This window comes from Chryseobacterium sp. FP211-J200, from assembly GCF_001643375.1.
Classification (GTDB): Bacteria; Bacteroidota; Bacteroidia; order Flavobacteriales; family Weeksellaceae; genus Epilithonimonas; species Epilithonimonas ginsengisoli.
The window spans coordinates 1-21065 of the sequence record NZ_LSHB01000017.1 but is presented as its reverse complement, the minus strand read 5'-3'; the positions used below and the strand labels follow the sequence as shown (position 1 = coordinate 21065).

The window sequence follows — 21065 nt, the reverse complement described above, 5'->3', positions numbered from 1 at the left end:
AAATGATAATCGATAAAAGATAATTGATGAATAATCAAAGTCATTCATCAATTATCAAATTATAATTTAGTGTTTGTTTATATTTTCTCGTCAGAATATTCGCCACTCAAGGCATAGTATCCGAAGATCCCCAACCCGCCGCAAACGATTGGCAAAAGGATGAATACGATGATGATCCCGAAAACCAGATCTTCCTGTTTTCCTGATGTCAGTTTTGGAATTCCCATCACCGTCAGTCCGAAATACAGAACGACCAATGCAAGTAATATCCAAACGATGCCTAATATTTTTTTTATGCTGTCCATTTTGTTTGATTTAAAGTTAATTAATTATTGTGGTTAAAGTACTTTTAAGATTGAAAATTGTCTCAATTTCTAAAAAGTATAGTTTGAAAAGCCAATAGCAAAAAGCCATTTGCTAATAGCACTTAGTCGTGAATATTATTGTTTTTCGTCTTCAGATAGAATAATCCGATGACAAGACAGACCGCTGCAACGCCAATTGGATACCACAGCCCTTCCAGATACCAGCCAACGTGTCCGGCATCTTTTCCTGTGGTCACAAGGTAGGTTGCAACTGCGGGTAACAATCCTCCAAAAACCCCATTGCCAATGTGATAAGGCAAAGACATAGAAGTGTAGCGGATCCTTACCGGAAACATCTCAACAAGAAACGCCGCAATCGGACCATAAACCATCGTCACGAAGATGACCTGAATGAAAACGAGGAAGACCAGATACCATTTCGTATCATCATTGATTTTGACAGATGAGGTCACTTTCGGTTCTTCAGCTTTTCCGTCTTTCATCACGGGACCGGCCGCTGACCAATGCACAATACTGTCTTTTTTGAATAAAGTTCCATCTGTATAAGCAATCTCTTTATGGAAAGTCACGAGACTGTCGGTCGTAATTTTTGCGTGAACTTTCGAAGTTCTTTTCTCAGTGATTCCGTTGGCGGAGATCTCTTTGGTTTTTGTGTCAACCGAGTTGAACATCGCACTGTAAATCGGTCTGTAAGCTAAAATTGCAACCAGCATTCCGGTCATCATCACGGCTTTTCGTCCGATTTTATCAGACAACCAACCGAAAAATACGAAGAACGGTGTTCCGAGTAAAAGGGCTATGGCCATCAAAGTATCAACTTGTGTCGTGTCAATCGTCATTACTTTCTGCATAAAACTCATCGCGTAGAATTGCCCTGTGTACCAGATGACACCTTGTCCCATAGCTGCTCCAAAAAGTGCAAGCAATACAAATTTGAAATTGAATTTGTTTCCAAAACTTTCTTTCAATGGATTGGTAGAAGTTTTTCCTTCGCTTTTAGCTTTTGCAAAAAGTGGCGATTCCTTCATATTTTTTCTGATGAAATAAGAAACGACAACCATTAAAATCGAAATCCAGAACGGAACTCTCCAACCCCAATTATCAAAATCTTCCGCAGAAAGAGATGATTTGGTAATAAGGATTACAATTAATGAAATAAATAATCCCGCAGTCGCCGTAGTCTGAATCCAGGAAGTCCAGTAACCACGTCTGTGAGGTTGTGCATATTCCGCAACGTAAGTCGCTGCACCACCATATTCGCCACCAAGTGCTAAACCTTGTAAAAGTCTAAGGATTAAAACTAAAACCGGCGCCATAAAGCCAATGGTCTCATAACTTGGGATACATCCGATGAGGAATGTCGAGAATCCCATAATAAGAAGTGTTACTAGGAATGTGTATTTTCTTCCAATCAAATCACCCAATCTTCCGAAGAACAACGCTCCGAAAGGCCTTACGACAAATCCTGCTGCAAATGTTGCTAAGGTCGATAAAAAGGCTGCTGTCGGATTATCAGCCGGAAAGAATTTCGTCGCCAAAACAACTGCCAGACTTCCGAAGATATAGAAATCATACCATTCGATAAGGGTTCCGAGGGACGAAGCCATAATCACGCTCCAGATGGTGCGGTTTTTCTGCTTGTCGCTCAGGTTTTCGTACTGTTCGTGATTTGAATCGCTCATTTTATATTAAGATTTGATGTTAAACGGTTATAGATAGATTTGGAATTGAAGGATGAATTCGCCCTTAGATTTTGGTTCTGCAGACGCACTTGTGTAGGTTGGTCTGGTAGAATATTGCGTCGTCAATTTGGCGTGATGACCATCGATAAACCAGTTAGCTCCAACATCAAACTGAGAAGAAGAATTCTCCAAAGCTTTGAAGTTTTTATTCGTATAAGCTGCAAAAGGCTGAATTCTGATTTTTGGTTTGTCGGCATTGCTTGGCAATAATAATCCGGCTTGCAGATAATAAATATTTCCGCTTCCAATCATCGGCTGAAGATTTCCTGCGCCTGCAATTGCTTTATCGCCGATGAAATTCGGGTCGTTGGAACCAACGTTCATTATTCCAAGATTTCTCAGATAATTCGGTCCGAAATTATAATTGTAGAATCCTGCGTAAGCGGAAAGTGCCATTTTATTTTTGGCGTTTCCTAAAGGCAGGTCAGCGAATGCATCGATGGCGTAAAGTGCGATGTCGTGTTTTTCGATTTGTGAGTTGACAGACGTTCGTGTCCCATCTTTCTGATGATAAAAACCGGCACCCAGATTGAAAACTTTTTTAGTTCCCAGATAAGAACCCACTTTGAAAGGCAAAAGATTGGATTCCGAGTCAAGGAATTGATATTCCACATAACCGGCTTTGGAGAATTCCGGATTTCCGTTATTGTCAACGGCAACTCTTGCAGCTGGATTTGTTACATCAACTGGCGCAAGATTGGTTGCGAATGGTTTGTTTAAACTAAATCGGTATTCAAACTTTCCATATTTTCCTTTTGCAAACATTCCCATTTGTCTGGCAAACTGATCAGAATTGTCGATCAATGGCCAGGTGAATATTGGAGAGTCTACGGTGAGGAAATTTAAGGTAGAAGCCATTGTCATCCTGGATAGTCCCATATAATAATGCAGTCCGGCTCCAATGGATAAACTGAATTTTCCCGCTTCACCAGGCAGAACCACAGCGTACTCATTCCAGGCGTCGTGGAAAAACATTTGTGGCTTTTTACCGTTTCCATAACCGCCAGTCCCTGTAGATCCAGATCCACCACCGTTGATAAAGGTCTGGTTATTGATTCCGAAATGCATCAAAACCATATATCTTTTGGTAATCTGTGCGTAAGCCAGTGCTCTCAGTCGTCGGTTTCCGATATTCCAGGAATTTTTTGTGGCTTCGTCAGCAATCATTGTTCCTGGATTCATTTCCGTATTTCTCAACCAGATCTGGTTCCAAAGAATAAATCTCACATACTTATCGCCTTCCGGATTGAGATTTAATTTCAAACCATTTCCATAATCAGGCGATCCTTGCGAATATAGGCTGGTACTAAAAAGTAATAAACCTATAAAAGTTAGAATTTTCTTCATAAATTAATAAGAATTTGGTGTTTATTTTGTGATTGCCAAATTGTTATTAATATTTTGTTTACAAAAATTTAATATATATTAATGGAAAGTATATAGTTTTATTTATAATTGATGAATGATAGATGATAAGAGATTCTTCTAATCATTTGTTATTTATCAATTATCATTTATTTTTTGAACCTTTCCCACTTGATCAACATGTACTTATCAGCAAATTGCGTAATAATTAATCCTGAGTTTTGAAGATTATTTTCCTGAGAAATGTAGTCTATCAATTCATTTTGCTTCAGTACTTTATAAACCGGATGGAACTCAGAATGGGGTGGTCGCGTAATGTTATATTTCTTGATCCAAGAACTGATGCTGACATGAGAAACGCCGATGATTCTTTCTATTTCACGATAGCTCAATCCTTCAAGATAAAGTTGTAAAGCTTTGGTTACATAGTAATCATCAATTTGTTTTCCCAATTTCTTGACCGTGAAGTTATAGTGGCAATTTTTACAGTAGAATCTCTGTTTTCCTTTGATAATTCCGCTTTTTGAGACTTTGTCATTGTTGCATTTAGGACATTGATTTTCCATACCTATACCTTTTTAGCAAATGTATAATAATTTAGCAAATGTATAATAATTTAGCAATATTTAATATTTGGTTAAAGATAATATTGTTGTTAAAATTTATTTAACAGATAAAATTATCTTTTTAATTTGGTTAATAAAGATAAATGTATTTAAATTTGCGACTTAATTAGATAATATCAATGAAATTAGAAGTTTCTTCAGAGAAACATTTAGTGTATGTGGAAGAGATCCGAAACGAAATGGAGGATTCTGCGAAAAAGAGAGGAACCGGCATCGCAAAACGTTCCTCCGAATATCTGGGCAAAAAAATCTCGGAAGGTAATTCCATCATCGCCATCGACGAAAATGGAACCTGGGCAGGCTTCTGCTACATAGAAACCTGGACAAACGGAGAATATGTCGCCAATTCTGGATTGATTGTTTCGCCACAATTCAGAAACGCCGGATTAGCCACTTTGATTAAAGAAAGAATCTTCGAACTTTCCAGAGAGAAATATCCAAATGCAAAGATTTTCGGCCTCACAACCGGAATGGCCGTGATGAAAATCAACAGCAGTTTAGGTTACAAACCAGTGATTTATTCAGAATTGACCCAAGATGAACAATTTTGGAACGGTTGCAAAAACTGTGTGAATTATGAAATTCTGATGATGAAGGAACGTAAAAACTGTCTCTGCACAGCAATGCTTTTCGTCCCGGAAAAGGTAAATATGAATAAAGAAAAAGATTTTGAATCTATAAATAAAGACAATGAGTAAGAAAGTAGTTTTGGCCTTCAGCGGCGGATTGGATACATCCTACTGTGCAAAATATCTGAGTGAGACTTTGGGTTACGAAGTCCACGCAGTGACTGTCAATACAGGTGGTTTTGATAAAAATGATGAGGTTTCTCTTAAAGAAAAAGCGGAAAAATTAGGCGTTGCTTCTTACAGGTTTGTGGATGCTTCGGAGAAATATTATAACGATTGTGTCAAGTATTTGATTTTCGGTAACGTCTTAAAAAACAACACTTATCCATTGTCAGTCAGTGCAGAAAGAACGATTCAGGCGCAGACGATTGCCGAAGCTGCTTTGGAAATCGGAGCTGATGCAATTGCGCACGGAAGTACAGGCGCTGGAAATGACCAGGTTCGTTTTGACTTGATTTTCCAGGTGATGTGTCCAAAAATCGAGATCATCACGCCAATTAGAGATTTAAGTTTGTCGCGTGAAGACGAAATCCAATTCCTGAAAGACCACAACTACGAAATGGATTTTGACAAAGCCAAATATTCAATCAACAAAGGACTTTGGGGAACTTCTGTCGGCGGAAAGGAAACTTTGACTTCACGATACAATCTTCCTGAAGATGCTTTTCCTTCGCAAGTTGAAAAAAGTGAGGTTTCTCAATTAGAAATCGAATTCAAAAATGGAGAACTAATTTCCATTAATGGCGAGACTTTTTCTCATCCTGTTTTGGCGATTCAGAAGATTGAAGAATTGGCTTCACCGTACGGGATTGGTCGTGATATCCACGTTGGAGACACGATCGTCGGGATAAAAGGCCGTGTCGGTTTCGAGGCTGCTGCCGCATCAATTATCATCAAAACGCATCATCTTTTGGAAAAACACACACTTTCCAAATACCAGCAGACCATCAAATCGCAATTGTCGGATTGGTACGGAAACTGGCTTCACGAAGCACTTTTTCTTGACCCGGTGATGAGGAGTATCGAATCATTTTTGCAGGATTCCCAAAAAACGGTCAACGGAAAAGTATTTATCACGCTTCATCCATACCGTTTTGTTTTAAACGGAATCGAGTCTGAAAACGATTTAATGTATTCAAAATTTGGAAGTTACGGCGAAGAAAATCTGGCTTGGAGCGGAGACGATGTCAAAGGTTTTACCAAAATCCTCAGCAACTCGCTAAATATTTATCATCAGGTCAACAAATTGAATTAGAATATTTTGGGCAGCTTTTCCGTCTTCCACTCCCAAACCGAACGAAGTGGTTCGACGAAGTCAATCTTTTTTGCAAGACGATTTCAGTTTAAGTAGAACTTGAGTACACGCAAAAAAGGATTTCCGTTCAAGCCGGGCTGCAGATTCAGTGTAGAACAGTTTGTCAACATAAAAAACACAATTTTGTCATTCCGTAGGAATCTAACCATCGCTATTGAGATTCCTACGGAATGACAAAAGAACTTTAAGGTTTAGCTCTTTGCGGACTTAAAATATTTTCAATAATTACAAAAAAAACTTTGCGCTCTTTGCGTTAAAAATATGAAAAAATCAGTCGGAATCATCGGAGCCAATGGATACACAGGAAGCGAACTCGTTCGTTTGCTCGCATTCCATCCAAATACAGAATTAAAGTTTTTGTTCAGTCGTTCCAATTCCGGAGTGAAAATTTCAGAATTATATCCGGATTTGGACTCGATTTGCGATTTGGTTTTGACGAACGAAATTTCAGAAACTGATATTCTTTTCCTTTGCCTTCCTCACAAAGAAAGTCAAAACTGGCTGAATGAAAATCCAGTTTCAGAAGAAACTTTGGTTATCGATTTAGGAAATGATTTCCGTCTTGGTGGCAATTTCGGAAATAGAAATTTTGTTTATGGTTTGCCTGAGATTTATTTTAATGAAATTCAGAATTCAAAAAGCATTGCGAATCCGGGATGTTTTGCAACTGCAATTCAATTAGCGTTATTGCCTTTAGCAAAGGAAAATCTGTTGAAAGATATTTACACAACTGGAATTACAGGGTCAACTGGAGCAGGACAATCTTTGCAACCGACAACCCATTTCACTTGGCGAAATGACAATATTTCCGCATACAAAACTTTGAATCACCAACACGTAGACGAGATTTTAAAACAAGTCAATTTACTTAATGACAAAGAAGTTGAACTCAACTTTGTGCCGTGGCGCGGGGATTTTGCAAGAGGGATTTTTACAAGTTCTATCATCGAATGTCATTTGGATTTGGAAAAGATTTACACTTTATATAAAGACTTCTACAAAGATTCGCTTGTTGTGAAAGTTTCAGAGAAACCGATTGATATGAAGCAGGTGGTAAATACCAATTTCTGCGTCATCCAAATCGAAAAACAAGGAAACAAAATAGCAGTTCATTCTGCAATCGATAATCTTCTGAAGGGTGCATCGGGACAAGCTGTTCAAAATATGAATATCGCCAACGGCTGGGAACAAAATTTAGGATTAAACTTAAAATCAATTGCGTTTTAAAAATAATAAAATTCTTCGAGAGCCTCAGACTGACAACGTTTAATATTAGAGCTGTCACGCTGAGCGGAGTCGAAGCGTTTTTTAAAATTTATCAATAATCATTTATCGATTATCATTTATAAAAATTATGAATTTATTCAACGTATATCCACTTTTCAACATCAATCCTGTTAAAGCCGAGGGTTCTTTCCTTTGGGATGAAAACGGCCAAGAATACCTTGATTTTTATGGTGGTCACGCTGTGATTTCCATCGGTCACAACCATCCGCATTATGTTGGGAAAATGAAAAATCAATTGGATAAAATTAGTTTTTATTCCAATTCGGTTCAGAATAATTTACAAACCGAATTGGCTGATAAATTAGGAAAATTATCAGGTTACGACGATTATTCGTTGTTTTTATGCAATTCCGGAGCAGAAGCAAATGAAAATGCTTTGAAACTGGCTTCATTCCACAACGGAAAAAAGAAAGTGATTTATTTTTCCGAAGCTTTCCACGGCCGAACTTCCGCCGCTGTTGCTGTGACAGACAATCCGAAAATCGTCGCGCCAGTCAACGAATCTGAGAATTTTATCAAATGCGAATTCAATAATTTTGAAGAACTGGAAAATATTTTTGTCGAAAATGAGAACCAAATTTCAGCTGTGATTGTTGAAGGCATTCAGGGTGTTGGCGGAATTAATTTGTTGGAGAAAGATTTTATTTTAACGATTGAAAAACTTTGCAAAGAAAATAATGCGGTTTTGATTTTAGATGAAGTTCAGTCTGGTTACGGACGTTCCGGAAAATTCTTTGCGCATCAGGAATTTGACATCAAACCAGATTTAATCACGGTTGCGAAAGGAATGGGAAATGGCTTCCCGATTGGCGGTGTTCTGATTAGTCCAAAATTCAAGGCGAGTTACGGATTATTGGGAACTACATTTGGCGGAAATCATTTGGCTTGCGTGGCTGGAATTGCAGTTTTAGAAGTGATTGAGAAGGAAAATCTGATTGATAATTCAGAAAAAATCGGCGCGTACATCGAAGAGAAAATTAAAAATTTCCCTCACATCAAGAACATCAAAAGGCGCGGTCTGATGATTGGAATTGAGCTTGACCAAGCTTGCGCAGATGTCAGGAAAGAATTGCTGTTTGAACATTTTATTTTCACTGGAAATGCCAATGATAAGAATGTTCTTCGGATCTTACCGGCGCTCAATATTTCGGAAAAAGAATCCGATTTGTTCATCAATGCTTTAGAAAAAACTTTGAAAGCAATTGATGCGAAAATATTAGAATTAAAATAACGCAAAGGCGTAAGAAGTAAGTAATTGCAATGTTATAAGTCGCAAATTTTGACTGCTTTTTCATTTGCGACTTACAAGCATTGAATTAAAAATAAATTTTGCGCCTTTGCGATAAAAATAAAGAAAATGAAAAATTTCACTTCGGTTTACGATATAGATAATTTGCAAACTATCATTGCAAAAGCCTTAAAAATAAAAGAAAATCCATTAGGAAATCCAACCAAAGGAAATGGAAAAACGATTGGTTTGGTTTTCCTCAATTCAAGTCTTAGAACAAGATTGAGTTCCCAAATTGCGGCTCAAAATTTAGGATTAAATGTCCTAACGCTCAACGCCGCACAAGAAGCCTGGAATCTGGAATTCGCTGATGGAACGGTGATGAACGGCGACACGGTTGAACACATCAAAGACGCCATCGAGGTTCTGAATCAATATTGTGATATCATTGCTGTAAGATGTTTCGCAGGAATGAAAAGCAAAGAAGACGACGTGAACGAAAGTATTCTAAGTCAGTTTTTGAAACACGCCAAAGTTCCTGTGGTTTCTTTGGAATCTGCAACGCGTCATCCGTTGCAAAGTCTTGCTGATTGCATCACAATCACAGAAAATTGGACAGAAAACAGAAAGCCAAAAGTCGTTTTGACTTGGGCGCCTCACATCAAACCGATTGCGCAAGCTGTCGGAAATTCATTCACAGAATGGATGCAACAAATGGACGTTGATTTCGTGATTGCCAATCCGGAAGGTTATGATTTTGATAAAAATTTCACAAAAGATACGAAAGTAATTCACAATCAGGATGAAGCGTTGAAAGATGCAGATTTTGTGTACGTGAAAAACTGGTCGTCGTTTGAAGATTATACGGCGATGCCGAAAGTTGAAGAAAACTGGATGCTGACCAATGAAAAATTAGAATTGACAAACGATGCAAAAGTGATGCATTGCCTTCCAGTCCGTAGAAATCTTGAATTGAGTGACGAAGTGATGGATGGCGAAAACTCAATCATCTATCAACAAGCAAAAAACAGAATCTTTTCTGCTCAAGTGGTTTTTTCTGAAATTTTGGATGGATTAAATTAAAAATTAGAAATCTTTGATGAGTTTTACTTCTTTGCGAACTTAAAAAACATCGAATTAAAAAAACTTAGCGCTCTTTGCGTTAAAATAAAATGCAAAAACTACATATCATAAAAATCGGAGGCGCTTTAATCGATGACAAAAAATCATTGAAAGTTTTTCTCCAGCAGTTTTCTCAAATCGAAGGCGCCAAAATCCTGATTCACGGCGGTGGAAAGATTGCAGAAACTTTGGCGGAAAAACTGAAAATCACGCAGACGATGATTGATGGTCGCAGGATTACCAACAAGAAAACTTTGAAGCTCGTGACAATGGTTTACGCGGGAAGAATCAACAAAAATATTGTGGCAAAATTGCAGAGTTTCAATTGCAATGCGATGGGGTTTTCTGGTGCAGATGGGAATTTAATTCAAGCTGAAAAACGCCAGCATCCAACCATTAATTTTGGATTTGTTGGCGATATTAATGAAAAAAGTATCAATCAGGAATTGATTACAAATATGATAAATCTGGGCTTGGTTCCGGTGTTTTCTGCAATCACTCACGATAAAAAAGGAAATCTGTTAAACACCAACGCAGACACGATTGCCGGAACTATTGCTCAGGCTTTGTCAAAAAATTTCGAGACAGAATTGTTATTCTGCTTTGATAAAAACGGGGTTTTGGAAAATGTGGAAGACGAAAATTCAAATCTTAAAACCATTAATAAAAATGAATTTTCAGAATTAAAATCACAAGGAAAACTCCACAAAGGAATTTTGCCAAAACTAGAAAATGCTTTCAAGGCCAAAGAAAACGGCGTTCAGAAAGTGTCTTTGATTAACGAGAAAAAACTGTCAGACCAAATAAAACAAGGAAATGAAGGAACTAAAATCTGTCTTTAGTAGAGAAGAACTTGCGGAAAACGCCGTCAAATTATTGAAAAAACTCATTGCAACACCATCTATGAGCCGCGACGAATACAACGCTTCACTTATCATAGAAGGTTTTTTCAATGAGCATCAATTGACGGTCAACCGATTCAAAAATAACATCTGGGCAACCAACAAACATTTTGATGCCGGCAAACCATCGATTCTCCTCAACACGCACCACGACACAGTAAAACCAAACAAAGCATACACTTTGGACCCGTTCATTCCAGTGGAAAAAGACGGCAAATTATTCGGTTTGGGAAGCAACGATGCGGGCGCATCTTTGGTGGCGATGGCGCAAACGTTTCTTTATTTTTATGAAGCCGAAGATTTGTCGCACAATCTCGTCATAGCATTGACGGCGGAAGAAGAAATCTCAGGTCTTGACGGCATCGAAGCCTTGTTTCCACAACTTCCGAACGTAGAATTGGCAATCGTCGGAGAGCCTACAAAAATGAATCTCGCAATTGCAGAAAAAGGTTTGCTCGTCATCGATGGCGAAATGCTGGGAACACCTTCTCACGCCGCACATCCGAACGATGATAATGCGATTGTGAAATGTATGAAGGATTTGCAAAATATCCTCTATTTCAAATTCCCGAAAGTTTCAGATTATTTGGGCGAAGTGAAAGTGACTTTGTCAGTTCTCAACGCAGGAACGCAACATAATGTGGTTCCCGAAAAATGCAATTTCACATTGGATGTCCGTGTGACAGACGAATATACGAATCGCGAAGTTTTCGAAATCATCCAGTCGCAGATGAAATCAAAACTGACACCGAGGTCTTTCCGTCTCAATTCCTCAAAAATCGATGTCAACCATCCATTCGTTCAGGCTGGATTGGCGTTGGGCAGGACAACTTACGGTTCGCCGACTTCCTCGGACCAGGCGATTATTCCGTGCACATCGGTCAAGTTGGGACCCGGCGACAGCTTACGTTCCCACACCGCGGACGAATTTATTTACATCGACGAAATCCGAGAAGGCATCGATGTTTACATCAAAATATTAGAGAAAATATTGTAATAAATTTTAAAGATTTTGGCAGCTTTTCCGCCTTCCGCTCCCAATCTTTTTTGCTCACGATTTCAGTTTAAATAGAACTTGAGTACAAGCAAAAAAGGATTTCCGCTCAAGTCGGGCTGCAGATTCAGCATAAAACAAGAGAAGGTTATAAACACAAAGTTTGTCATTCCGTAGGAATCTAAACAGTCGAGATTCCTACGGAATGACAAAAACACTTGAAGATTATTTAATCTTGGCTGAGCGTCAGCGCCTTTGCGAACCTTAAAATATTTTCAATAAAAATCAAAAAATCTTTGCGCGCTTTGCGTTTAAAAATTATTAAAATGAAAAAAATCTGGCAAAAAGACAATACGACAAACAATGATTTGGTTACAAAATTCACGGTCGGGAAAGACCTGGATTTTGACGACAGATTGGCAAAATACGATGTGTTGGGCTCCATCGCCCACGCAAAAATGCTCGCAGAAGTTGGATTGATTCGACTGGATGAAGAGCAGGCAATTGTGGCAGTTTTGGAAGAAGTTCTTTCTGAAATCGAAAAAGAAACTTTCGAAATCGATAAAACTGCAGAAGACATCCATTCCCAAATCGAAAATATCCTCATCGAAAAATTGGGCGAAACTGGTAAGAAAATCCATACAGCAAGGTCAAGAAACGACCAGGTTTTGACAGATATCAAATTGTATCTAATTGACGAAATCAGAGAAATCACAGAACTGACCGATTCATTTTTTCAAATCCTGAAAGACAAAGCCAATCTTCATAAAGACGTTTTGTTGCCCGGTTACACGCATTTGCAAGTGGCGATGCCGTCATCATTCGGGTTGTGGTTTGGCGCATATGCGGAATCTTTGGTTGACGATTTGGAATTGCTGTTTGCAACAAAGAATATCATTAATAAAAATCCATTAGGCTCGGCCGCTGGCTACGGTTCGTCGTTCCCGATTGACAGAGAAAGTACGACTTACAAACTCGGTTTCAGAACATTGAATCATAATGTGGTTTACGCGCAAATGACACGTGGGAAATCAGAAAAATTATTGGCCAATTCATTGTCGGTTTTGGCTGGAACTTTAGGCAAATTCTCTTACGATGTTTGTCTTTATTTAAGTCAGAACTTTGATTTCATCAGCTTTCCGAAGGAATTTACGACTGGAAGCAGCATTATGCCACACAAAAAAAATCCGGATATTTTCGAATTGGTAAGAGCGAGATGCAACCGAATTCAGGCTTTGCCAAACGAATTGGTTTTGGTGACGAATAATTTGCCTTCAGGTTATCACAGAGATTTGCAATTGACGAAAGAAATCCTTTTCCCAGCCATCGATTCTTTGAAAGAATGTCTCGAAATCCTGATTTATACGCTTCCAAATATCGAAGTGAAAAATAATATTTTGGATGACGAAAAATACAAATATATCTTCAGCGTGGAGAAAATCAACGAAGAAGTGAAGAATGGAAAATCATTCCGAGATGCTTACATCCAAATCGGTCAGGAAATTGACAATAGCTTGTTTGAATATGACTATAAAGAGCTTAACCATTCTCATCAAGGCAGTTTGGGAAACCTTTGCCTCGACGAAATCGAATATCAATTCAATAAAATGAGAGATAAATTATTGGGTTGAAAAATATCGCAAAGGCGCAAGATTTAATTAAACTTGATGTTTTAAGCCGCAAAGTTTTAAGTTAATTGGAATGATGTAAATCGAAGGTTTTCTTTTGCGACTTTCAGCAGGACTACTTTTTAAACCTTTCGCGCCTTTGCGATTAAAAAACTTTAATCCAACTTAAATTTGGTTGATTTTTTCACTTCAGCCAAAACGATAGAACTGTGATATTGCCCGATGTGAGGACTGTTTGAAATCACATTCACAGCGAAGTTGTTGTAGGAATAAATGTCGTTTGCTAAGATTTTCAATTGATAATCATATTCGCCGGAAAGACTGATGATTTCCTGAACTTCATCATATTTTGAAATGTAATTTTCAAATTCTTTCAGTGTCGTTTGAGATTGTTCTTTGAGGCGGACATTACAGTAAACAACGATGTTGATTCCGAGTTTTTCACGGTTGAGTAGGGCGACATATTTTTCTACGACGCCGCTTTTTTCAAGGTTTTTGATACGCTCGTAGGTCGGCGTGAAAGTCAGTCCGATTTTTTCGGAAATTTCCTTTACCGATAGCGTAGAATCTTCCTGAAGAAGCGAGAGAATTAATTTGTCTTTTTTGTCCAAACTCATAATAATGTCAATTCTTTCAAAAGTAAAGAAAATATTTGACTGGAGAAATTTTAAGCGCAGAAGTTCATTGATTTATTACAAAAAAGTATGAATAAGATTTCATCATATCGAAATTATTGGTATCTTTGCACCCAATGAATCTGGTACAGAATTTAGCGACATTAGTGTTTGGCAAATTTGCCGACAACAACAATATTTTTTATATTTAACGAAGTCTTTTAGGCTTCGTTTTTTTTATTTAAAAATTTCAGATATGATTAAGCTTGCACGCGTCTCCACGGAGAGTATAGAGAAAATTTTACAGGAAGCACAGCAGTTTGCAGATGGTAAAGTCAGCAAAATTAAAGGTGATGTTTTCGCCGCGAACCTCTTTTTTGAGAATAGCACCAGAACCAAAACAAGTTTTGAAGTAGCTGAGAAGAAACTTGGACTTCATGTCATCGATTTTGAAGCTGATAAAAGCTCCATCGCAAAAGGTGAAACGATGCTTGATACGATTAAAACTCTGGAAGCTATCGGCGTGGAAGTGGCAGTTATCAGACATTCTGAAAAAAGATATTATGACCAGCTTCAGGATGCTAAATTAAGTATCGTAAATGCTGGCGACGGCGTTGGAAGTCATCCTTCACAGGCACTTTTGGACGCTTTGACCATTATTCAGGAATTCGGAAAGATTGAAGGTTTGAAAATTGGAATCGTCGGTGATGTGAAACACAGCCGGGTTGCAAACTCAGGCGCAGGATTGTTCAGGAGAATGGGCGCAAAAGTCTATTTCTCGGGACCAGAATTCTGGTTTGACGAAGGAATGTTGGTGAACGGAACTTATATGCAGTTCGATGATTTGGTAAAGGAAGTGGATGTTTTGATGTTGCTAAGAATCCAGCACGAGCGTCACGAGAGAACTTTCAACTTCAAGTCTGAAGATTATCTTAAGAAATTCGGTTTGACCAAGGAAAGAGAAAAGAAAATGAAACCAAACGCAATCATTATGCATCCGGCACCAATCAACAGAGGTGTGGAAATTGATTCCGAATTGGTAGAATGTGAAAGGTCCAGAATCTTCAAACAAATGCAGAACGGCGTTTTTGCAAGAATGGCGATCCTTAAATTTGACCTTGAGAATAAAGGATTCGAATTTGTCGACTCCAAAAATTAAAAATTAATTCACGCTTTTCGGGCGTGTTTTTTTTGAGTAAAAATTTAAAATAAGTCTTTGTACATCATACGTTTTACATTGTACAATAAAAATAAAAAATGAAAAAGAAATTAATATTAGAATCCGGAGAAGTATTCAATGGGGTAGGATTCGGAGCAGAACAGGAAACTGCTGGCGAAGTGGTTTTCAACACAGGAATGACGGGTTATCAGGAATTGATTTCCGACCCAAGTTATTGCGGACAAATCGTTTGTATGACGTATCCTTTAATCGGAAATTACGGCATCAACCGCGACGATTACGAAAGCATCGAACCAGCAATCAAAGGTTTGATTGTCAAAGAATTGTGCGATTTGCCTTCCAACTTCCGAACTCAAATGACTTTGGACGAACTTTTCAAAAAGAAAAATCTATCCGGAATCTCAGGAATTGACACCAGAAGACTGACGAGAATTCTTCGTAACAAAGGTGTTGTGAAAGGAAAAATCGTAAATGCAGAAACTGATGATAATCAAACGGTTGAAGAGCTTAAACAAACAACTTTCCCAATCAACCAGGTAGAATCTGTTTCCACAAAAACTTCGTATGCAAGTCCAGGAAGAGGCTTCAAAGTGGTGTTGGTAGATTTCGGTTCCAAATTGGGAATCATCCGCGAATTGTCTCAAAGAAATTGCGACATCATCGTGGTTTCACAGGACACGACAGCAGAAGAAATTTTATTGATGGACCCAGACGGCATAATGCTTTCCAACGGTCCTGGCGACCCGGAAGATGTGAAAGGTGCATCAGAATTGATTAATGGATTGCTTGGGAAAGTGCCGATTTTCGGGATTTGTTTAGGACATCAATTGATTGGTTTGGCTTGTGGCGCAAAAACTTACAAACTAAAATTCGGTCACAGAGGTGGCAATCATCCGGTTTTGGATTTAGAAAAAAATAAAGTGGCGATTACTTCCCAAAATCACGGTTACGCAATCGACCAGGAATCTTTGAAAGATACAGACTTAATCGAAACACACATCGCATTGAACGACAGAACCAACGAAGGTTTGAAGCACAAAATCCATCCTTGTTTCTCAGTTCAATACCACCCGGAAGCAAGTCCAGGCCCGGAAGATGCGAATTATCTATTTGATGATTTTATTGAATTAATGGAGGGTTTTAAGAAGAAAAATTAAATAGTATTTTCATTCGCTATAAATCTCAACGAAATAATGAAGCATTTATCAAATTATATATAATCAGTATTTTTCAAAGTTAATAACAACTATGAAAGCAGAAGAAAGAAAACTACAAGATATTTTTGCAAATCAAAATATTTATGAAATTCCAAATTATCAAAGACCATATTCTTGGAATCAAGATAATGTAAGTGATTTAATTAATGATGTTCTTGAAGCATTGGAAAATGGTGTTAAAGAATATTTTATTGGTTCAATAATTACAATTGATAAAAATAAAGAAGATAAACAGTTTGAAGTTGTAGATGGGCAACAAAGATTAACAACCTTAACTTTGATTTTTGCTGGTTTAAGAAACTTGATTACAAATGAATCTGCAAAATCGGAAATTCAAAAGAAAATTTTACCAATTAATCTTTTAACTGATGAACCAGAGCAACCTCGATTAATAGTTCGAAATCAAGATGAGAATTTTTTCTATGATTATATTTTACTAAATAAAAAATTTGATAAAAGTACTTCTTCATCTTTATCAGAAACTCAAAGTAGATTTTTAAATAATCTAGATACAATCGAAGCTTTATTATCTGGCTTTGATGAAGCATATTTGAAAAAATATGCAAACTATTTATTGCAAAATGTTTTTGTTGTTTTGGTTAAGACTGAGAGCTTCGAATCAGCGTATAGATTGTTTACTGTTTTGAATGCGAGAGGTTTAGCATTGTCTAATGCAGACTTGCTGAAAAATTTCTTGTTTGGAAAGTGCAAAAATCAAAATGAACAAGCAAGGATTGAAAAGTTGTGGAATGACCTTGAAGATTTAATAAAAATTAGAAACCTTGACTATTTTTTAAGTCATTATAGAACTGCTATTAAAGGTAATAAGGCTCAAAATGATTTATATAAGGAATATGAGGAATATTTTAAAAATAATCCAAATTTATCTGCTGAGGATTTTTGTAAAAAACTTATATCCTCTGCACAAAACTATGTAAAAATTAAAAATAATTTATTTGAAGAAAATAATTTAAGGAAAATAATTAATTCACTACAAAATGTTAGTTATGATGAATGGATTCCAACTTTATTATCATTTTTGGATAATCCTGTAAAAGATTACGAGTTTGTAGATTTTGCCCTTTTAATTGAAAAAATCACTTATCAGAATTGGATTAGAAGACTTGGAAGAGCTCAAAGAAACACGGTATATTATAATGTTATCAATCAAATAATTAAACATTCTAATAAAGAAGAAATTATAAATAAAATTTTAGAACACGCTAATAATGAAGAATTTTTCAGTATTCTAAATTCTAATTTGTATGGAATGTCTTATGCAAAAGGAGTTTTATTAAGATTAGAAAACTCAATACAAGACGATTCAGTTTTCAAAACATATTCAGGAGTAATTTCTATTGAGCACGTGCTACCTCAAAAAGCAAATTCAGAATATTGGACTAATAGATTTAATTCACAACAAATTTTTGAAAATGTTCACAAAATTGGAAATCTTGTTCTTTTGAGTGGTCGAAAAAATGCTCAAGCTCAAAATTACGATTTTGATAAGAAAAAAGATATTTACCTTAAAAATAGTGAAAAAGTTTCTTTTGACATTACAAAGGAAATATGCAATGAATCTGAGTGGAATTTAGAAGTTGTTTCCAAAAGACAAAACTATTTGATGGATTGTGCAAATAAAATTTGGTCAATTTAAAAACCTATATCTAATAAAAAAAATGAAAAGAACAGACATAAAAACAATTTTAGTAATCGGCTCAGGTCCCATCATCATTGGCCAGGCTGCGGAATTTGATTATTCGGGAACACAGGCTTGCCTTTCTTTGAGAGAGGAAGGTTACAGCGTGATTCTTATCAATTCCAATCCGGCAACGATAATGACGGACAAGGAGATTGCCGACAAAGTTTATATCGAACCGATTTCTCTGGAATTTGTTTCCAGAATTATCAGAAAAGAACGTCCGGATGCCTTGTTGCCAACTTTGGGTGGACAAACCGGACTTAATATGGCCGTGGAATTGCAGAAATCCGGAATCCTGGAAGAATGTAAGGTGGAAGTTCTAGGAACCAAATTAGACGCCATAAACCAAGCCGAAGACAGAGACCTTTTCCGCGAATTGATGCACGAATTGAACGAGCCGGTTCCAGATTCCGACATCGTAACAACCGTTGATGGCGCCGTAGCTTTTGCTGACAGAATCGGTTACCCGGTGATTGTTCGTCCCGCTTTTACGATGGGCGGAACAGGCGGTGGAATTGCTGCCACAGAAACTGAACTTCGTGAAATTGCAGAGTTGGGATTGAAATATTCTCCAGTAACACAATGTCTGATTGAGAAATCCATTGCAGGTTTCAAAGAAATCGAGTACGAAGTGATGCGTGACAAAAACGACAACGCCATCGTGGTTTGTAATATGGAAAACATCGACCCAGTTGGTGTTCACACCGGAGATTCCATTGTTGTGGCGCCTTCGCAAACGCTTTCTGACAGAGAATATCAGATGCTGAGAAATGCATCACTCAAAATCATCCGGGCTCTGGGAATCGAAGGTGGTTGCAACGTTCAGCTCGCTCTCGACCCACATTCTTACCAATATTATATCATCGAGGTAAATCCAAGAGTTTCGCGTTCATCGGCTTTGGCAAGTAAAGCAACTGGTTATCCGATTGCTAAAATTGCAGCTAAAATCGCCGTTGGATTGACATTGGACGAAATCAAAAATCCTGTCACCGGAACTTCGTACGCTTGTTTCGAGCCGGCTTTAGATTATGTCGTGACCAAGTTCCCAAGATTCCCTTTCGATAAGTTTGAAACGGCTGACAGAAGATTGTCAACGCAAATGAAAGCGACTGGAGAAGTAATGGCCATCGGAAGAAACTTCGAAGAGTCTTTGCACAAAGCCATCCGTTCTTTGGAAACCGGACTTCGCCATTTGGGATTGAAAACAAAACAGGCTTTAGCACTTACCGACGAGGAAATCGAAAGAAGAATAAGAGTTTGTGATGACGAGAGATTGTTCATCATCGGCGACGCTTTGCGAAGAGGTTATGATTGGGAACAAATTGTAGAATGGAGCAAAATCGATAAATTCTTCATCTGGAAAATCAAGAAGTTATTTGATTTCGAAAAGACAATTGCAGATAACAAATTCGATAAAGAAACGCTTATCGAAGCTAAGAAATTAGGTTTTGCCGACCTTAATATCGCTCATCTTTGGGAGACAACGCAGCGTGAAGTTTTCAATTTCAGAAAAGAAAACGGTGTGATGCCGGTTTACAAAATGGTTGATACTTGCGCCGCAGAATTTGAATCTGAAACACCTTATTTCTACGGAACTTACGAGGAGGAAAACGAAAGTGTGATTTCTGATAAAGAGAAAATCATCGTTCTAGGTTCAGGTCCAATCAGAATTGGGCAGGGTGTCGAGTTCGATTACGCGACGGTTCATTCGGTTTGGGCAATCCAGCAGATGGGTTACGAGGCGATTATCATCAATAATAATCCGGAGACTGTTTCTACAGATTTCTCGATTGCTGACAAATTATACTTCGAACCTTTAGCAGAAGAAGACGTGATGAACATCATAGAACTCGAAAAACCAAAAGGTGTTGTGGTTCAGTTTGGAGGACAAACAGCCATCAATTTAGCGGATAAATTAGCAGCACACGGCGTTCAAATCTTGGGAACTTCACTAGAAGACCTTGACAGAGCTGAGAACAGAGATAAATTTGAGAAAGCACTTCAGGAACTCGGGATTCCGCAACCATTGGGGAAAACTTCGACTTCAAAAGAAGAAGCGATTGTGATTGCCAACGAAATTGGTTATCCGGTTTTGGTTCGCCCGAGTTATGTTTTGGGTGGACGTGCGATGGAAATCGTTTACACCGAAAAAGAATTGGCGCATTATATGGAAAATGCAGTGGAAGCCAGCCCAGACCAGCCTGTTTTGATTGACCGATATTTGACTGGTCAGGAAGTGGAAGTGGATGCAATCTGCGATGGCGAAACGGTTGTCATTCCAGGAATTATGGAACACATCGAAAGAGCAGGTGTCCATTCCGGAGATTCAATCGCGGTTTATCCGCCACAACATTTGACGGAAACTCAAATCAAAACTTTAGAAGATTATACCATCAGATTAGCGACAGGATTGAATGTGATTGGATTAATGAATATTCAATACGTGATTTCCAAAGGTGAAGTTTTTGTGATAGAAGTGAATCCTCGTTCGTCCAGAACCGTTCCTTTCCTATCCAAAATCACGGATGTTCCTATGGCAAATCTTGCAACCAAAGCAATCCTCGGCGCAAAATTGAAAGACCTTGGTTACACTTCAGGATTGATTCCGAATAAGGAAGGCATCTTCGTGAAAGTTCCGGTTTTCTCTTTCAGCAAATTGACGAAAGTGGATATCCAATTAGGTCCAGAAATGAAATCTACTGGAGAAGTGATGGGGAAAGATTCAACCTTCGAAAAAGCCTTGTACAAAGGTTTGATCGGCGCTGGTAGAAAAGTGCCGACGCACGGTTCCATCTTGTTCACGGTTGCAGATCAGGACAAAGAAGAAGCGTCTGAAATTGCGAGAAGATTCCATACCATTGGTTTCAGAATTTGGGCTACGGAAGGGACAGCGAAGTATTTCGAGGAAAAAGGAATTCCAACTAAAATCGGTTACAAGATCGGAGAGGAAGATGTCAATTTGATCGATTTGATCCAAAAAGGAAAAGTCCAATACGTTGTCAATACGACGACGAAAGGAAAACAAGCCGAAAGAGATGGTTTCCAAATCAGAAGAATGAGCGTGGAAAACGGCGTTCCTTGTCTGACATCTATGGATACGGTCGAAGCGATTTTGAAAGTCATTGAGAGTATGACTTTTAAGATGGAAGCGATGTAGTTTTAGGATTAAATATAATAAATAAAGCGTT

The 21065-nt window shown here is 37.9% G+C and carries 17 protein-coding genes; 12 read left to right on the top strand and 5 right to left on the bottom strand.

Features of this window, described 5'->3' with window-relative positions; genetic code table 11:
- Positions 1 to 77 precede the first annotated feature (77 nt).
- The 4 genes from AXA65_RS06720 to AXA65_RS06705 all read right to left on the bottom strand — a co-directional run bounded on the left by AXA65_RS06720 (position 78) and on the right by AXA65_RS06705 (position 3999).
- Entirely contained in the window at positions 78 to 305 is a 228-nt protein-coding gene (locus AXA65_RS06720; protein ID WP_063969357.1) for a DUF6814 family protein, read from the bottom strand.
- 122 nt (positions 306 to 427) lie between these two features.
- On the bottom strand, positions 428 to 2008 hold the full coding sequence (locus AXA65_RS06715; protein WP_063969356.1) for an MFS transporter: 1581 nt from the start codon (positions 2006 to 2008) through the stop codon (positions 428 to 430).
- Between the two features lie 27 nt (positions 2009 to 2035).
- Positions 2036 to 3415 carry a hypothetical protein gene (locus tag AXA65_RS06710; RefSeq protein ID WP_063969355.1) on the bottom strand — a complete coding sequence of 460 codons (1380 nt, stop codon included), beginning with the start codon at positions 3413 to 3415 and terminating at the stop codon, positions 2036 to 2038.
- Positions 3416 to 3582: 167 nt separating this feature from the next.
- Complete coding sequence (locus AXA65_RS06705; protein WP_063969354.1) at positions 3583 to 3999, bottom strand: helix-turn-helix domain-containing protein; 417 nt, start codon at positions 3997 to 3999, stop codon at positions 3583 to 3585.
- 179 nt (positions 4000 to 4178) lie between these two features.
- On the opposite strand from AXA65_RS06705, the gene AXA65_RS06700 reads away from it, so the two are divergent.
- The 8 genes from AXA65_RS06700 (at position 4179) to argH (ending at position 13167) form a co-directional block, all read left to right on the top strand.
- Positions 4179 to 4757 carry a GNAT family N-acetyltransferase gene (locus AXA65_RS06700; RefSeq protein ID WP_117590501.1) on the top strand — a complete coding sequence of 193 codons (579 nt, stop codon included), beginning with the start codon at positions 4179 to 4181 and terminating at the stop codon, positions 4755 to 4757.
- Positions 4750 to 5943, top strand: a complete 1194-nt coding sequence (locus tag AXA65_RS06695) for an argininosuccinate synthase (RefSeq protein WP_063969353.1) — start codon at positions 4750 to 4752, stop codon at positions 5941 to 5943. Before AXA65_RS06700 ends, AXA65_RS06695 begins: the two co-directional genes overlap by 8 nt.
- Positions 5944 to 6264: 321 nt before the next feature.
- Entirely contained in the window at positions 6265 to 7230 is a 966-nt protein-coding gene (argC, locus tag AXA65_RS06690; RefSeq protein WP_063969352.1) for an N-acetyl-gamma-glutamyl-phosphate reductase, read from the top strand.
- Positions 7231 to 7357: 127 nt separating this feature from the next.
- Positions 7358 to 8521, top strand: coding sequence for an aspartate aminotransferase family protein (locus tag AXA65_RS06685; protein ID WP_063969351.1), 1164 nt, complete (start codon positions 7358 to 7360; stop codon positions 8519 to 8521).
- A 126-nt stretch (positions 8522 to 8647) separates the two neighbouring features.
- Positions 8648 to 9601 (top strand): acetylornithine carbamoyltransferase, encoded by a 954-nt coding sequence (locus AXA65_RS06680; RefSeq protein WP_086048099.1) that lies wholly within the window; start codon positions 8648 to 8650, stop codon positions 9599 to 9601.
- Positions 9602 to 9690: 89 nt separating this feature from the next.
- Positions 9691 to 10482: an acetylglutamate kinase gene (gene argB / locus AXA65_RS06675; RefSeq protein ID WP_063969349.1), complete on the top strand. Its 792-nt coding sequence runs from the start codon at positions 9691 to 9693 to the stop codon at positions 10480 to 10482.
- Positions 10457 to 11539, top strand: coding sequence for a M20 family metallo-hydrolase (locus tag AXA65_RS06670; protein ID WP_063969348.1), 1083 nt, complete (start codon positions 10457 to 10459; stop codon positions 11537 to 11539). Before argB ends, AXA65_RS06670 begins: the two co-directional genes overlap by 26 nt.
- A gap of 323 nt (positions 11540 to 11862) precedes the next feature.
- The gene (gene argH, locus AXA65_RS06665) at positions 11863 to 13167 is read left to right on the top strand and encodes an argininosuccinate lyase (protein ID WP_063969347.1); all 1305 of its coding nucleotides are present in this window, start codon (positions 11863 to 11865) and stop codon (positions 13165 to 13167) included.
- Positions 13168 to 13319: 152 nt separating this feature from the next.
- Here argH and AXA65_RS06660 read toward each other — a convergent pair whose 3' ends face one another.
- Positions 13320 to 13781 carry an Lrp/AsnC family transcriptional regulator gene (locus AXA65_RS06660; protein WP_063969346.1) on the bottom strand — a complete coding sequence of 154 codons (462 nt, stop codon included), beginning with the start codon at positions 13779 to 13781 and terminating at the stop codon, positions 13320 to 13322.
- Positions 13782 to 14034: 253 nt separating this feature from the next.
- Here AXA65_RS06660 and AXA65_RS06655 point away from each other — a divergent pair, with 253 nt between their 5' ends.
- The 4 genes from AXA65_RS06655 to carB all read left to right on the top strand — a co-directional run bounded on the left by AXA65_RS06655 (position 14035) and on the right by carB (position 21034).
- Positions 14035 to 14937, top strand: coding sequence for an aspartate carbamoyltransferase catalytic subunit (locus AXA65_RS06655; protein WP_063969345.1), 903 nt, complete (start codon positions 14035 to 14037; stop codon positions 14935 to 14937).
- Between the two features lie 98 nt (positions 14938 to 15035).
- Complete coding sequence (carA, locus tag AXA65_RS06650) at positions 15036 to 16115, top strand: glutamine-hydrolyzing carbamoyl-phosphate synthase small subunit (protein WP_063969344.1); 1080 nt, start codon at positions 15036 to 15038, stop codon at positions 16113 to 16115.
- 91 nt (positions 16116 to 16206) lie between these two features.
- Positions 16207 to 17832: a DUF262 domain-containing protein gene (locus tag AXA65_RS06645; RefSeq protein WP_063969343.1), complete on the top strand. Its 1626-nt coding sequence runs from the start codon at positions 16207 to 16209 to the stop codon at positions 17830 to 17832.
- Positions 17833 to 17854: 22 nt separating this feature from the next.
- On the top strand, positions 17855 to 21034 hold the full coding sequence (gene carB, locus AXA65_RS06640; protein WP_063969342.1) for a carbamoyl-phosphate synthase large subunit: 3180 nt from the start codon (positions 17855 to 17857) through the stop codon (positions 21032 to 21034).
- Positions 21035 to 21065 lie beyond the last annotated feature (31 nt).